Genomic DNA, 15,490 nt, shown 5'->3' on the forward strand with positions numbered 1-15,490 from the left:
ACCATCGCGTCGCACATCGCGTTTAAAAGCGTGAATATGTTGTAACAAAACACTAAGACTTTGTCAAGGTGCAATCTTAGTCAACCGACCATCGGCCCGAAGCGGACGACTGTCCCCTTTCGCTCCGCCGAAAGTAGATTCCCCAACGGATTCACCGCAGAACACCCAGCGACTTTGGGTCGCGAACCTCTCCCCGGTCGACTAGCGTTCTAAATTCATCGGCAGCAGCAGCCGGGCGCCCCCGCCCACCGCGGCCATGATTACCGGCCATCCATCGCCCCCTACAATTGAAGTCATGACCATTCCCACAGCTTGGAAATTTGGAAAATGTCGCGGTCAAACTTTCCCTGCATGGCGATGCGCAAGACGATAAGATAACCGTGCAGCTGGTTCAAAAATGAGATAGAAGTTTTGAGCCTTCTTCCTCTGCAAGGCAGGAGGAAGAAAGAGAAGACACTGGCTTTGGCCAGTGGCACGCGAAAAAAATGACTATTCGTCAGTGCCACACAGCCGTTACGTTGAAATTCAGTTCCCAAATGGGAGCTCCGGTTCGATGCACAAAATCCATCCATATCCGAACAATTCAGGACCGGACTGTGAATGAAATCGAAAAACTTTGGGACAACTCGTTTGGGAACACTCGCACAGATGAGGAATGGACTCAGCTATTTCAGCTGGTTTGCGATAGCCTGGCAAAACATCTTGAACGCCGATTCAAAATAGATGAGGTCTTCATCGACGATGAAGACAACGCTAGACATAGCGGCGTCGGTGCGATGGTTCAAATCGACCTCTGTCCACCGCTCCAGCTCGTATTGGTGGGCGATCTATCGATTTCCGTGAATCATGGCGAGTCTGTTTACATCCACCTCTTTTCACTTTTGTTCTGCTGCGGCAAGCGACTGAGTGAACACAAACTCGCTGCTGACATTCCTGGGGAAACGCTGGTATTTATGTTGACTCGCACGGATCAAGGAATAGGCCAATGGACGCAAGAACTGATCCGCGATGAAGCAGGCGAATGGGAAGAATTTATGAGCTTCGATGACTGGCTAAAAGCCTTGGAATCCAATTAATGCAACCGTCCTTCCTATCCTTTTCACCTCAACGGTTGCCTGAATTCCACCGGAGGATCCTCGTCGAATGAGGATTCGACCCCACGTAGTGATCACGGCGCGATGCTGAGAACGGGTGAGTCTGCCGGGAGGCGTTTCTTGGCCGACTTAGGGAACGCGATGAGCATTTTTAGGGCTTTGTTTTATGCCTAGATGTGGAAATTGGTCCTGCGAGGCGCACATCGGCTGACGTTTCAAAGTGATGTTTTGGCGTGGTGACGGCGAGCGACATTCAATCGAATTGATGGCGATAAGCGTCCCGCTATGGAACTATTTCGAGGAGGCTCGAATTTACAATTCCGCCAGACTCGCTCGCACATTGCTGGCGATGTCACTCTGGGCTGCCCCTTTTTTCTGTACCAGGCGTTATGAAAGATTGGGTTGGGAAACAGGTAACGATTCAAAAGGGACGCTGTGCTGCTGGAACGGAAGGAGCGCAGCGACTGAAGTGGAAGCAGCACAGAGGCGCGCGAACTCCGAAGGCTGCAGGTAGCCCAGCGAACTGTGCGGACGGTTGTTATTGAAGTCCTCTCGCCAGGCCCGAGCTTTGATTCGGGCGTCCTCCACGCCCAGCAGGTCGGTCTGGTGCAGGTATTCATCACGAAGGCGGCTATTAAAACTTTCGCACAAGCCGTTTTGCCAAGGTGAGCTAGGCTCGATGTACAACACCTCCACGCCGATCAGCACCAGCCAGTTCTTGATCGCGGCGGGGTGGCACCCAACGCCGGTAACGATTTCAATTTAGCATCATCTTCGCAGCCGCTATTTGTTCAGGCGTGGCGTTGATGATTGTCGGGCTTCCGCATGGTTTCGGTTTCTTTTTGCGGGGATAATTGCGGCTTTTCTTGCTGCTTGTGCGACCGCTTTCGTCGGCCTTTTGGCACTTGTGCAGGTTCAATTGCACCGCCTGACATAGGCCCAGGGCCGTTTGCTGCAGCGCCTTTGCAAAGGCATCCATCACTTGCATCGGGCTCAGTTGTTGCAGCGGCTGGCGATGTCGCTTGGACTGAAGCTTGGCGATAAATAGCGACGCCCAGACGCCGAGCAGCGTCCAAGTCAATTCGGTCTTCACATGCGTCGGCGTTCGACAGAGTCCTTTCGCTTTTCCGCAGTTTTGCTTGACCGTGCGAAAGAAGACTTCGATGCCCCAGCGCGCCTGGTAGATCTCTTGAATCTGACGATTTGTCAGCTCCATTTCATTGGTCAACAACCATACCTCGCCGCGTGAGCTTTTCAGATGAACCAGCCGCAACAACAACGGCGGTTGGTTCTTTTTCTGGGAGCTTTCCGGCCAGTAATGAACCAGCTCGCCGCGGCGTTTCAGTTGCGGATCGAGCTGTTTTAGCAACTTAATGTTCGAACCGATACGAACGACAAACGACCGTCCCGATTGCAAGATCGCCGACCAGAACGGATAGCCGGTGTAATGCGCGTCTCCCACGATCCGCGCATCCGCCGGCAACTCTTCCAGCATGGCGAGCGCTTCCTTGCGTTCAACGCCGTTGGAAGGCGTCTGCCGCCACGTGATCGGCATGCCTGAGCCAATGTGCCAAAAGAGCGTAACCAGCACTTGAACCGTACTCGCCTTCGAAGCGTCAGCCTCTTTCTTATATTGCTTTGGCTTCGCCGTTTCATCGTGATCGGCGGAGAAGGCCTGCTGATTGGCCGCGGTGCGCGGCGCGGCGAACTTCGTTCCATCCACGGCGTAAGTTGGTTTTCCGGCGGTCGTCCAACATCCTCTCCACTGCCGAAGTTGCTGCTGAATATGCTCGCTAACCTGCGAACTAGTCGCGTCTCCGCAGGTCGCCAACGCCTGACACAAACCTTGGCGCGAGAGCACGTCACAATCGGGATAGAGGCTGCGCACCGCGCCGCAGGCCTCCTCGACGCGCTGACTCAAAGTGCGTTTGGACGACCATCCCCAGGTGGCGACGGCGACTGCCGCTAGCGTGAAAGAGTCGACGACCGCATTGCCGTGCCGAGGCGTTTGAAGCGCAGCCGGCGGCAACAAAAATTCCAATACGGCTTTCAAATTATCGAGCGATTTGCGAACATCCATGCTGTCTTGATGCGACATTCCAAGATTCCTTCTTGGGGGTATGCGACGTTTGGCGACGAAGCATTGAAGGCCCCAGGGCCTTCCGCATCAAGACGTTTTTTTGGGCTGACGGGAAATCGTTACCAGCGTTGAGTGCCACTGGCCAAAGCCAGTGTCTTCTCTTTCTTCCTCCTGCTTCCCAGTGAAAGCAAGCAACAGATTCTAACGCCATCGCGACCCACGCGCAATCCGCGGCGCTGCTAGTCAAAAATCTCGCCGCCACAGTCATCTCCGACGAATCAAACCGCAAAACCAGCCAGAAAGGTCGCGGGCGGGCGGTCGTCCATGAATTGGAAGATAAATCAACCACGCGGTAGAGTCAAAGAACAGAAGCCGGAGTCGCTCTGTCGCTTCTGAGTTGTGCGGCGGTAGAAAGAGAGGACACTGGCTTTGGCCAGTGGCACTCGAAAAAAAACTTCCGACTGTGCCACGCCGCCGTCTTCCGAAGCGATCGTTTCCGCCGCAGGAACTGTTCGATAAAAGTGGCGGACAACTGCCGCACTCCGAATGAAGAGCACTGGCTGAAAAAGGCCAGCGGCGCCCGAAGGATTGACCGTTGGTCAGTGCCATCCAGCCGAAGCCTCGCCCGCTTCCAGGCAGAAAACGAAGCTTCCGAAATCTCCTGCTGCAAACACCAAGCCCGCACCGACAATCGGCTCTTCGCTTGACCAGAAATCAACTCTCGCCAAGCTCGCTCCTTCGCAGCATCCCGTTGTGCCCCTTTCGTCATCGCCGCTTCTCCCAGGGCCGCATGATTGGGGGTATTTTTTCTTTGGATAGCCCCAACAGGTGATTGCCATCGCCGCTAGCGCCATCGGCTGCAGCGACGTGTTGCCGTGCGCCTTGGGCAAGTCAAACTTCGTCGACAAAAGCTCCTGAAAGCCGGCTTTCAAAGCCTGGAAATTCGTGCGAATATCGGTGCTGTCTTGATGCGGCATCCAAGAATCCTTTCTTGGTCGTCAGTGCATACGGTTTTAGTCGACCGCATTGAACTGCTTAACCGCAGTCCGCATCAAGACTTATTTCTAAAAAGACGAAATCGTTACCAGCGTTGGGTGGCACCTATAGGAAGTCCCCTGTCAAGGCGCACCTCGACCGGGCCTTTCCCCTCTTCTCTTTTTTTGCAGGGGAAGGGGCTAGTAGGTTAACGGTTGATCCTTTGGTCTGGTCTTGTCGTTGAACTTAGTCTTCGGGTTCGCTGGTACGTTGGTACGTTGGTACGTTGGGTTCGCCCAGGTGCCATGGCCACGGCCTTGCGTGGCCATGAGTGGGCGTGCATGTAAAGTTTAACCCCGACCGGTTCCAAGAGTTAGGATGTAGAAATGGTCACGACTGCGAGCATTATGGATGATTGCTTAGTTGCCCGTTGATTTCCGCATGCGGTTACGGCGTCTGTACTCAAAGTGCATCGCGCCAGTCGGACTCTGCTTTCGCGGGAGCTAAAGGCGAATATGGATCCTGGTGCACATCAGCCACACGGCGTTAGCCGCGTTTTTTTGTCCCCCGCTGAAACATCGCCAAGCAGGGCTGGTCAGAAATTGGGGCAAAGGCCCGGCGGCTGGTAAGAGTTGTCCGGCGGTTTGAAATACCTTGGCAATTGCTGGCCGTATTCATGGCCACGCAAGGCCGTGCCCATGGCACCCGGCTCCGGCATAAAAACCATCGCGATCAATTGGCACGACTCTGCTCGACAGGCGTCGTCAATCGATCGAGCCCAGATGGTTCGCCAAGCATCATTAGTCAGCAGTGGTCGACGACGATAGGTAGAAAAGGTCAACGCATGAAAATGCCCTGGAACATGAAAATGCTTGACTCGCTTTCGCTGCGGCGCTTGGGCGTCCATAAATAGGAAGATAAAATAACCAAGCAGCCGAGTCAAAAAAAATGGGATTGGATTCTGTTGCTTTCTTTCACTGCGAAGCAGGAGGAAGAAAGAGAAGACACTGGCTGAAAGGGGCCAGTGGCACGCGAAAAATGGGCTGTTCGTCTGTGCCACCCCGCCGACGGTCATCAACAGGGGGAGTTATACTAATCGCGGTGCGTTTGATACAGTGTTTACCAGCCGGGCAGTGATTAAGTTTGATGCTCAAACGCAGAAGTTTTACACCGCCTTTCCTGATCCATGTGGATCATAAAATGCCAATGCAAACCTATTCACCACAAGCTTTTCAATCACATTTCGGTCTCACGCCACCAGATGGTTTATTAGAACTAATGGCGGATAAAACGATTCGGTCAGCGCTCCCAGCGAGATTTGTCTTTCAACAACATGAGTGGGCTCTCGAAATACAGCATCTAACTGATATATTCGATCCAATAAATTTTCGACGTGGGCAGCAGCTCTTAACGTTTGCATTTAATACCGACGGCTGGGAGTTAGTCGTTGATCTTGCAAATAGCGGTGCGGAAATATTACAGGATGAGGCAGGGAATATTGAGTCTTTAGGTATTACCGTCAAAGAATTGCTAGATTCAAATTGCTATGCTATAAGGACTTCGCTTTGAATTGAGAGATTATCACGATGCGTTGTTGGGCGCAGGTGCCATGGCCACGGCCTTGCGTGGCCATGAATGGGCATGCAAGTAAAGTTTAATCCCGACCGGTTCCAAGAGTTAGGATGTAGAAATGGTCACGACTGCGAGCATTATGGACGTCTGCTTAGTTGCCCGTTCATTTCCGCATGCGGTTACGGCGTCTGTACTGAAAGAGCATGGCGTCCGGCTTGGGACCAATCCGCAACCTAGACCCGTAGCTTGCCGAGCCGCAGCGCGGCGTATCTGATTCCTGCTTGGGAGCAATTCGTGGCAGCTGATTCGCCGACCAGCGCGAATCCATCAAAGTCGTCGCAGAGTTTTCGCTTTGGTAAACTTAATCGGAGGGATGCTTGGCGAGCTGTTGAGCGGCCGGGCTGCGTAACTTCTGGCTGAAACGACGAGAAAACTATGCAATCAGTTCGATCGCTGCTGTTCGCCTGTTTGGGGACGGCGACTTTTTTGCTGGCCGGGGGAAATAGCTTGGCGGCAGAGATTGTGATTCGTCCCGCGGCTAAGGCGGGGCCTTTGGATAATCCGCTGAAGGGCTGGTGTCCTTATACGGATGCTGGCGAGATCGATCAGCCCTATTCGATGGTGTTTTTTTACACCTCATGGCGTGAGCTAGAGCCGACCGAAGGCGAATATCGATTTGAGCAGTGGGAGCAGAGCTGGAATGTGCCGGAGGCCGAGGGGAAGCACATTGTCTTTCGGGTTTATATTGACTATCCCTCTTTGCCGTCGGGGCTGCCTGATTGGTTGCGTCAGGCCGGCGTTGCAGAGACCGCTTATCAGGAACATGGCGGGGGACTGTCGCCAGATTACGACAATCGGCGGATGATCGCCGCGATGGAGCGATTGATCGCCGCGTTGGGGAAACGCTACAACAATCATCCCCGCATCGCGTTTGTGCAGTTGGGGTTACTTGGTTTTTGGGGGGAATGGCACACTTGGCCGCCGGAGCAGTTGTATGCTTCGCCAAAAACGGAACGCCAGATTATCGCAGCTTATCACAAAGCGTTTCCGGACAAGTCATTGATGGCTCGCTACGCCAGAGACGATGCTGGCCGTCAAGCGTGGATCGGGTTTCACGACGACATGTTTCCGCAAGACACGGACAACGGTGAAGACTGGAGTTTTCTAGCTGGGGTGCGAGCTGCAAAGCGAACAGAGAACTGGCAAGTTGCCGTCATCGGCGGCGAGATGGAGCCCAACCAGGCTACGCGATGGCTGGGAAAAGATTGGGAGACTACGCAGACCATGCTAAAGCGGGCGCACTTTAGTTGGGTGGGGCCGTATTGCCCTGCGCTGGAGGAGTCAGAAGACGCCGAGTTTCGCCGACGCAGCGAAGAGTTGGTCCGCAAGATGGGCTACGAATTTCGGATCGCTGAAATTGTCACCCAAGATCAAGCACAGGCTGGCCAGCCGGTTTCCTTGGCTTTACAAGGTGAGAACCAAGGGGTCGCTCCGTTTTATTACCCTTGGGCGGTCGAATGCGTTTTGCTTGATGCGGCTGGCGAGCGGGTCGCACTGCACAAGACTGATTGGGATATTCGCCGCTGGAGGCCTGGACGATTTTCGGAGCAAGCTCAGCTTGCGTTCGATGTTCCCCCTGGCGTTTACCGGTTGGGGCTGGGGATTCGTGATCCCTGGACCGACCGTCCGGCAATTCGCTTTGCGAACGATTTGCCGGTGGTGGATGGGTGGACGATCGTGGCCGAGTTGGAGATAGTTCCGTAGCCAAAATCAACCCGACGTCCTGGCCTGGACGTTTGGTGATTATCGCAGCAGGCTGAGCACGTTTTCAGGATTTTGGTTGGCGATGCCCAAGACTGAAGTGCCAGACTGGACGAGAATTTGGGCTCGCGTGAGTCTTGCTGATTCGGTGGCGAAGTCGGCGTCGCGGATCGAGCTTTCGGCTTCGGTCAAGTTGGCCAGCGTATCGTTCAACGAATAGATGTTTGACTCTAAAGTCGTCTTTTGGAAAGCACCTAGTCGACCGCGTAACGAGGTCACGACCGAGATCACTTCGTCGACCACTTTGGCCGCTCCGCCGACATCCGCGGTGAGGCTCTTGCTGCCGCCGGAGCGGAGCTCGAACAAGCGTCCGCTGACGCCGCCCAAGGTGGCGGTGCTGACGCTTTGAATGCCGAGTCTGGCTTGCTGATTGCTGACGACGTCAGGGCCTAGTTGGAACAACGCGCCACCGCCGACGATCTGGAATTCAAAGCTGGAATCGTCTTCGACGTTTTCGCTGAGTGAGAAGCTGAGGTCGAGCGAGGAGGTGTTGATCGAGGCTTTGAGCCCATCGCCGATCGCTTGAATTCCGTTGATGCGGACGTCCACATCGGTTCCGGAAGCTCGATCGACGTTGGTGTTGCCGCTTTGATCGGTCAGCCCAAAGAAGCCGCTGAGCGCTTTTACGCTGACAAAAGATTCTGAGCCAAAGTTGGTTGCGCGGAAGGTGAGGCCTAGATCCTCTAGGTCTGAGTTGCCAATCAGCGCGGCGCCATCGGTGGTGCCGTTGTTGACAACGCCGCCGGTCAGGGTCGCCGTGTCGTCAGTCGTTACCAATCCGGCGCCGGAGCCAACAGCCGCCGCGCTAAACAGTTGCGACAGGTCTTCGTTGAAGTTGGCGTCGAGCGGAGCGAAGATATCTTCGATGTCGCTGGCAGTGGTCGCACCTGCTTGAATGTAGAAGGTTAAGGTTTTGGTCGCCGGCTCGTATTCGCCGCGCTCATTGACGCCTGCGGTGACGGTCGCGTCATTGACGAAGTTAATCGTGACGTTGTCGAAGGCTTCGCCCGAGTTAATCGCAGTAAAGGCCAACTGAGCGTTGAGGCCGTTGACTGCATAGGTGGAGCCGGAGGCTTGGGCGTCTTCTAGTTCGTTCCCGCTGGTGGCGAAGAGGATGTCTTCGGCGGTCACTTCTAGCACGCCCGAGCCATTGCTTCCTTCCACGTTGGTGACGCTGATGCCACGGTTTTGCAAGTAAGAGAGGGTGCTGGCGGCCTTGACGGGATCAGAGATAAAGGCGCTGGGATTATCAAAGAAAGCGGTCAAATCGTTGGCCGTTGTTTTGATGTTGCCATCTACGTCGGTCTCTAGATTGACGATCAGGGTTCCTTCCTTCACCAAGCCGCCGGATGTTGCGGTCGGAATCGTCAGATCCGCAATGGTGACAGCGTCGCTGCCATCGCTGGAGCCGAAATTTTTGGCTTCGAAGAATTTACTGACGTAGGCGTCATTGTTGACGGCGGCCAACAGGTCTTCGGCGGTTGTAACGCCATCTTCGATATGAATGGCCAGCGTCTTGTTCTCTTTGTCGAGAACCGAAAACTCGTTTGCTCCGCCGGTCACTTTGGGATCATCGACAAAGCTGATCGAGTAGCCGTCATAGTCGGTTCCCTTGAGCTTGGCGATGATAGAAAACGTGCCGTCGGGGTCCGCGTTTTGGATGATCGACTGGGATCGACCTTCGACGCGGGGGTCGGTCGTAGTGTCAATGGAGAGCCCGGTTCCGGCATTCGAGACAAAGCGGATGTTGGGCGAGTTTTCTGGGGCAAGAAATTGCAGGCTGGTGTTTTGTTCGGGGACGCCGTTGAAGGCGAAATTGGTGAACTCGGTAACCGCGTCATGCCCATCGTTGCCGACTGCCAGCGAAGCGGTGACCTGGGTATTGCCGGTCGCGGCGTTGATTGCGGCGATCACGTCATTGGCGCTGGCGCTGATGTCGCCACCATCAATGCCGCCGGCGGTGGTTGAGCCGAAGACGCCGGTGAACGAGACGGCGCCAGCGCCGGTGCCGATCGTTTCAACTAATTCCGCCGAGAATAATGCAGCAACACTGGAGTTGTTGGCAGTGGTTGTGACTGCTCCGCTATCGCCCACCGCAATCGCGCCGGTACCGTTGCTGCCGGCAATGTTGGCGGCGGCGGTGAACAAGGGACCGACCGTGGCGTCAAGGTTGATCGCGGAGATGATATCGTTGGCGGTCGACACGCCGTCTTCGATCATGACCGTGATGATCGGATTATCGGGATCCGAGTTATCATAGGCGACCGATTCAAAACCGGCCAATGCGCCGCCGATAAAGTTGAGCGTGGTGTTATTGTTGGCCAGCCCGGTCGAATCCGAGGTGAGCGAAAAGTCCGAGTTGGCGGCGGCCCCGTCGATCACGGCGAAGGGAATGTCCGAGAGACCGCTGGCGTTGTTAATCGCATCGACAATCTGGGCCGCGGTGGAAGCGGCGTTTTTGTTGATTGTCAACGTCTTGGTGTCGGCGTCGTAGGTTACGGTTTCCTGTCCAGCGATCGTCGAGTCGGCGAACTGAATCGAAATATCGTTGAAGTCGGCTCCGCCCAGGCTGGCGGTGATACGGAAGTCGTTGTCCGAGCCGGCGGTGTCGACCGTGACGCTGGCTGCTATGTATTCGGTGACGCCGAGGGTCACTTCGAGCTTGGCGGGATTGTCGCCAACAGGCGCCGAATAGGTTGCGCTGGTAGTGCTGGTTGTTCCCTTGGAGTACTTAATCCGTACGTCACCTGCCTCAAAACCGGGTTGGTTGGCGGTCAGTTGGATGTCGTTGTCTCTGCCGAAGCTGCTGACGGTCAGGGTTCCCTGCGTCGCCGCTTTTTCTAGGACCGCCTCGACGCCGGTAGCGTCCGAGACCAGATTGACCGCCGATGCGATTTCTTCAATCGTCGATCCCTTGGCGAAGTTAAACGCTTCGGTGCCGTTGGCGCCGCCCACTTCTAGAATGACGTCATCGGCGACGGCGCCAAAACCATAGTTGAGCGTGGCGCGGGTCGCTTGATGCACGACATTGACTGCAACGCCGATCGAACTGAGCGTGCCAAAATTGGCTTGATCTATTTGCAGCCCGGCAATCGCCGTTCGATTGACATCTTGCGTGATAAAATCGAGATTGCCATCGAGCAGACGTTTGCCTTGGAAGGAGGTTACCTGAGCGATGCGGTCGATTGCTTCAAGCGAAGAGTCAATTTGCAACTGATTGGCGGCAACCTGTTCGTCACTGAGCGCACCGGTATTGGCCGCTTCAGAGATCAACCCGCGAATGTCGTTCAGCAACGAGCTGACCTGCCCCAAGGCGCTGTCGGCCGTCGCGATCAATTGATTGGCCCGCTCGCTATTGGTGATCGCTTTTTCGACGCTGGTAATGTCGCTGCGGAGCGATTCGCTGGCGATCAAACCTGCCGGATCGTCCTTGCCGCTGTTGATCCGCAAACCGGTGCTCAAGCGAGTGAGCGTCGTGTTCAAGTCGGCGTTCGAACGCCCCAAGTTCTTTTGGGCGACAAGCGAGCTGACGTTGGTATTGATGCGAGTCATTTGGAGGACCTGATGTGTAGCAGGTTACTTGAGTTGTTGCTTAAGAGTTGGCGTGAACCGAGGTCGCTTGGGATTGCACCTGGGCTAACGGCCGCAAACTGATTTTTTCGGTAAATCCGATTTTTCCGATGGTTCTATCTTGGAGAATCGACATGAAGGAATTTACGCGTTAATGAAAATGCGTTAACTCTGCGGATTTTGCGACTTAGACCCCCCTCATATAGCGGCGGTCGTTGAGAGAGATGCCCCAACAGAAGAGAGGCACTGCGGCTGGACCGAAACGTAGCGACCACGCTCGCATCGCTAGCCGGGCAGGCAAGCTAGCTGGGTCAGTTAAGCGTTTGAATCAGGCGTCGGCGTCTGGCCCTAGAAGCAGAAGGAGCGCTTTTCCTTTGAAAAGCAGTGGAAGAAGAGCCTGCCCCCGGTGCTGCTGGGCGAGCGGGGGCGGACTGCGTTTGCACAATCTACTCTGGCTTAGTCCCCTTCTTCAGCCCCTTCCCCGCTGTTTGCAAAAACTGCGGCGCTGTCACGCCCATCGACAGATAGATGCTCATCAAACCATCGACTGACATCTCGACCGGTTGGACCGCGTCGCAAGGGACAAAGACGATGCCGCCGGTCATCGGTAGCGGCGAGGTCGGCAGATAGACGCCGTGGTAGTCGACGCCGTTGATGTCGTAGCGATCCGCAGTCGGCATCAGGGCCAGGACGCCGGCGCCATGTTCTTTACCAAATAAGACAAAGACTGCCCGCATGCCGCTGAGTTCTCCGTCCTCTTGTTTGTCGAGCATTCCGACCAGTTGCCGAGCGGTTCCATACAGTTTGCCGATCAGCGGCACACGGATAATGATGGAGTCAGCCAACGAATTGAAGCTGTTTTTCAGCCCCATTTCAAACAGCATTCCGATCAAAAAGACGACTCCCAGCACGGTGATCCAGCCAAAGATGTAGGCGATGTAGCCATCTTCTAGGTTGTTGTTCATGCCGATGTCGCTAAGTCGTTTTCCGATAAACGTCTCGCGGCCGACAAAGTCGTTGAGAAAGCCGACCAGCCAAATCACGATCATGCCGGTCAAAACCAGCGGCATCACGGCCAGGATTCCGGCCAAAAAGTAGCGCAAAAATCGTTGCCAAAGTGCGGAGGTAAGTCTTCGCATCATCAAATCCCGGGTTGAAAAGACTACGGCGGCGGAAGATTGGCGCCGCCAAGGTGACTTGTAGCAGGGTAGCAACTAGAATAGCGGTTCTTCCCGCCCCCTGTAGCCGCAATTTTTGCTTATTTACGTGCGGCTCCTGCCCTTGGAGAAAAACCCCGATGAAAAGTCTAAGTTTCTACGCAGTCCTTGGCGCTGCTGTGCTGTCGGTTGCTTCTTTGGCCGTCGCCGACGAATGGAAAAGCGGCATCGAGTGGCCTGAGCCGCCGGTGGTTGAGCCGGGTGCAAAGCCAGGGGACGCCCCTTCGGATGCAATCATCCTGTTTGACGGGTCAGACTTGTCCAAATGGGACGGCGGCGACAAATGGATTGTCAAAGATGGTTACGCCCAAGCAGCGAAAGGTGGAATCACCACCAAAGATAGTTTTGGCGACATGCAGCTGCATATTGAGTTTGCAACGCCGGAGAAAGTCTCTGGCAAGGGGCAAGGACGTGGAAACAGCGGCGTCTATTTCTTTGGAAAATACGAGTGCCAGATTCTCGATTCGTACGACAATCCGACCTATTTTGATGGCCAGGCTGCGGCGATCTACAAGCAATCGCCGCCGATGGTCAATGCGTCACGCAAACCAGGCGAGTGGCAATCCTACGACATCATCTTCAATGCGCCGCAGTTTAACGACGATGGTTCGGTGGCCAAGTCGGGCTACTTTACTGTGCTGCACAACGGAGTTCTGGTGCAAAATCACTACGAGTTGCAAGGAACTACTGCGTGGGATAGCCCGCCAAAGTTCGAAAAGCATGGTCCAACCGGCAAAATTCAGCTGCAGTTTCACGGCAACCCGGTCCGCTATCGCAACATCTGGCTGCGTGAACTGAAGCCGCTGGTCGGCAAGCCGCCAGAGCCGAAAAAGAAGGACGAAAAGAAGGAAAAGCCGGTCGAAACGGAGTCGGCGGCTGAGAAGGCCAAATAGGCGGCGCTGATAGTGCTGTCGAAACCTGCCATTTAGGTGCGCCGCTTGCGATCATCCGCAGCGGCGGATCGCTTACCCCCCCGGTGTAGTGAAGGGCTTGGGGTTAAATGAGCGGTTTTGCATCGTAAATGGGGGTTGAAACAGGTGTTGCGGTGATTGTTACACAACTATTACGATCTCGGGACCTTCTGTTTACTCACTTTGACTCGACACTCTTTACAATCACAACGAAGCAACATGGAGTCGCGAAGGTTGAAAGACGGATTTCACCTTGGCGACCGAATCTCTCCCCTGAAAATGATGAGCTCCCATGTCGATAGTCTCCGACGATACCAAACTAGCGGGCGACGACTTCGAAGATGACGCTGTCTCCGCAGAGGATTGGAATGCATCCAACCTCACGACCGAAACCAAGCCAACGGCGAAAGTAACGCCTACGCGTAAAAAGCGTCGCGTCGAACCGCCGATTGCTGAAAAACTTACCGATCGCTACAAGACCGGATTTGCCTGGATCATCTTTGGCTGGCTCGCCGGCATTCATGTGGTCGCTTTGGCCGCGCCGTTCTACTTTTCGTGGAGCGGATTTGCGATCTTCATCGCCTTTTATTACCTGACAGGTTGTGTTGGCATCACCCTGTGCTTTCATCGTTTGCTGACGCATACCAGCTACCAGGTCCATTACCCGACTCGCATGATCTTGGCCTTCATCGGCGGATTGGCGGGCGAAGGTTCGGCCCTCGACTGGGTCGCGATGCATCGCAAGCATCATGCGCACAGTGATCAAGCAGAAGATCCGCACTCACCAGAGCACGGCGGTTTATGGGCCCACATGTGGTGGCTCTTCCCGTTCCGTAACAGCGAAGAACAACGCTCGATCCACGAACGTTGGGCGCCTGACTTGTTGAAAGAGCCGGGAATGCGTTTCCTCAACTACGCGTTCATCCCGTCGCACTTGCTACTTGGCTCGTTGATGGCGATCGCCGGTTACTACTATGGATCGTACTTTGGCGACGCCCAGTACGGTGGTTCGTACTATGCGACGTCGTGGGTGTTGTGGGGGATGTTCGCCCGCTTGGTGGTCGTGCTGCACGTCACTTGGTTCGTCAATTCGGCGTCGCACATCTGGGGCTATACCAACTATGAGACGACCGACAAAAGCAAGAACCTGTGGTGGGTCGCGCTGACCGCCTTCGGCGAAGGCTGGCACAACAATCACCACGCTTATCCCCGCATGGCCAACCATGGTCACAAGTGGTGGGAATTTGACCTGACCTACAACATCATCCGCGTAATGAGGATGACCGGTCTGGCCTGGAACGTGGTTGATTACAAGAAGCGAAGCAAAGACGGCTCGGCGATCCACTAATCGCGCGAAGTCGCTAGATAATAGAAAAAGAGGGTCGCTAGCGACCCTCTTTTTTTGCGCCATCCGTGCCTGCCAACAGCGCCATCCCACGAAATGCAGGGGCTCCCCTACGACTCGGGCGATGATTCTTCCGCCGCTGCTGTTTCCATGTCGGCTGCATCGGCTTTGGCCAAAAATTGATACCCAGCGTCACGGATCGTGATAAAGTGCTGCGGTTTTGAAGGATCGCGTTCAAACAGCTTGCGCATCCGCAGGATAAACTGGTCCGGAGCTCGCGTGTTGATGTTGGGTGACATCTCCCAGACTTCCGTCAACAGTTCGTTGCGCGGAATGATGCGTCCTTCGTTTTCGCAGAAATAGCGGAGCAACTTGGCTTCTAGCTGCGTCAAGCGAATCGCCTTGTCGCCGCAGAGCACTTGAAAGGCTTCAAAGTCGATCGTTACATCTCGGAACTGAAAGTTTTTCAGCGACTCGGGCTCTTCGCGTTGACGTGCTTGTTCGCGGCGATTGCGGGCCGCCAATAGATTCTTGACACGGCTGATAAACTCGTCCAGATCGAACGGTTTCATCATGTATTGATCGGCGCCGACGTCAAAACCCCGTTTACGGTCCTCAGAAAGCGTACGAGCACTAAGGATCAAGATCGGCATGTCTTCGCCGTTGGCGCGCAGCGTTTCGCAGACGGCGTAACCGCTCATGCCGGGGAGCATGAGATCAAGGATTACGATATCGATCTGGCGTGGATTATTTTCGACCACTTCCAGTGCGCTGCGGCCATCTTCGACGACGGTGACATCAAACCCTTCCGCTTCTAGGTTATAGCGAATCCCGATTGCAAGATGGGCTTCATCCTCGACAACCAAAATTCTCGTCTGTTGATTTGTTTTTCCCCCGTGCATCGG

General features: G+C 54.9%; 12 protein-coding genes and 1 pseudogene. 5 read left to right on the forward strand and 8 right to left on the reverse strand.

Annotated elements, in window-relative coordinates:
- Window positions 1-293: 293 nt before the first annotated feature.
- Window positions 294-536, reverse strand: a complete 243-nt coding sequence (locus SH421x_RS12285) for a hypothetical protein (RefSeq protein ID WP_488855951.1) — start codon at window positions 534-536, stop codon at window positions 294-296.
- Window positions 537-596: 60 nt separating this feature from the next.
- On the opposite strand from SH421x_RS12285, the gene SH421x_RS12290 reads away from it, so the two are divergent.
- A complete protein-coding gene (locus tag SH421x_RS12290; RefSeq protein WP_488854577.1) occupies window positions 597-1,076 on the forward strand; it encodes a hypothetical protein in 480 nt (159 codons plus the stop codon).
- A 405-nt stretch (window positions 1,077-1,481) separates the two neighbouring features.
- On the opposite strand, the pseudogene SH421x_RS12295 reads toward SH421x_RS12290, so the two are convergent.
- From SH421x_RS12295 to SH421x_RS12310, 4 genes and pseudogenes are all read right to left on the reverse strand, one after another.
- A pseudogene (locus SH421x_RS12295) lies at window positions 1,482-1,820 on the reverse strand (integrase core domain-containing protein); the annotation flags it as partial.
- Between the two features lie 31 nt (window positions 1,821-1,851).
- Window positions 1,852-3,192, reverse strand: a complete 1,341-nt coding sequence (locus SH421x_RS12300; RefSeq protein ID WP_488855952.1) for an IS4 family transposase — start codon at window positions 3,190-3,192, stop codon at window positions 1,852-1,854.
- A gap of 340 nt (window positions 3,193-3,532) precedes the next feature.
- Window positions 3,533-3,943 (reverse strand): IS66 family insertion sequence element accessory protein TnpA, encoded by a 411-nt coding sequence (gene tnpA, locus SH421x_RS12305; RefSeq protein WP_488855954.1) that lies wholly within the window; start codon window positions 3,941-3,943, stop codon window positions 3,533-3,535.
- Between the two features lie 801 nt (window positions 3,944-4,744).
- Complete coding sequence (locus SH421x_RS12310) at window positions 4,745-5,227, reverse strand: transposase (protein WP_488855955.1); 483 nt, start codon at window positions 5,225-5,227, stop codon at window positions 4,745-4,747.
- 68 nt (window positions 5,228-5,295) lie between these two features.
- On the opposite strand from SH421x_RS12310, the gene SH421x_RS12315 reads away from it, so the two are divergent.
- Both SH421x_RS12315 and SH421x_RS12320 read left to right on the forward strand, forming a co-directional pair.
- The gene (locus SH421x_RS12315; RefSeq protein ID WP_488855957.1) at window positions 5,296-5,718 is read left to right on the forward strand and encodes a hypothetical protein; all 423 of its coding nucleotides are present in this window, start codon (window positions 5,296-5,298) and stop codon (window positions 5,716-5,718) included.
- Window positions 5,719-6,156: 438 nt separating this feature from the next.
- Complete coding sequence (locus SH421x_RS12320; RefSeq protein ID WP_488855958.1) at window positions 6,157-7,485, forward strand: DUF4832 domain-containing protein; 1,329 nt, start codon at window positions 6,157-6,159, stop codon at window positions 7,483-7,485.
- Between the two features lie 39 nt (window positions 7,486-7,524).
- On the opposite strand, the gene SH421x_RS12325 is transcribed toward SH421x_RS12320, so the two are convergent.
- Window positions 7,525-11,094, reverse strand: coding sequence for a flagellin N-terminal helical domain-containing protein (locus tag SH421x_RS12325; RefSeq protein ID WP_488855960.1), 3,570 nt, complete (start codon window positions 11,092-11,094; stop codon window positions 7,525-7,527).
- Between the two features lie 464 nt (window positions 11,095-11,558).
- Window positions 11,559-12,254, reverse strand: coding sequence for a DUF502 domain-containing protein (locus SH421x_RS12330; protein ID WP_488855961.1), 696 nt, complete (start codon window positions 12,252-12,254; stop codon window positions 11,559-11,561).
- A gap of 155 nt (window positions 12,255-12,409) precedes the next feature.
- On the opposite strand from SH421x_RS12330, the gene SH421x_RS12335 reads away from it, so the two are divergent.
- Together SH421x_RS12335 and SH421x_RS12340 are read left to right on the forward strand one after the other, a co-directional pair.
- Complete coding sequence (locus tag SH421x_RS12335; protein WP_488855963.1) at window positions 12,410-13,222, forward strand: 3-keto-disaccharide hydrolase; 813 nt, start codon at window positions 12,410-12,412, stop codon at window positions 13,220-13,222.
- 310 nt (window positions 13,223-13,532) lie between these two features.
- Window positions 13,533-14,588, forward strand: coding sequence for an acyl-CoA desaturase (locus SH421x_RS12340; RefSeq protein ID WP_488855964.1), 1,056 nt, complete (start codon window positions 13,533-13,535; stop codon window positions 14,586-14,588).
- Between the two features lie 107 nt (window positions 14,589-14,695).
- On the opposite strand, the gene SH421x_RS12345 is transcribed toward SH421x_RS12340, so the two are convergent.
- Window positions 14,696-15,487, reverse strand: a complete 792-nt coding sequence (locus SH421x_RS12345) for a response regulator transcription factor (RefSeq protein ID WP_488856432.1) — start codon at window positions 15,485-15,487, stop codon at window positions 14,696-14,698.
- Window positions 15,488-15,490 lie beyond the last annotated feature (3 nt).

Source organism: Blastopirellula sp. SH421 (assembly GCF_057808535.1).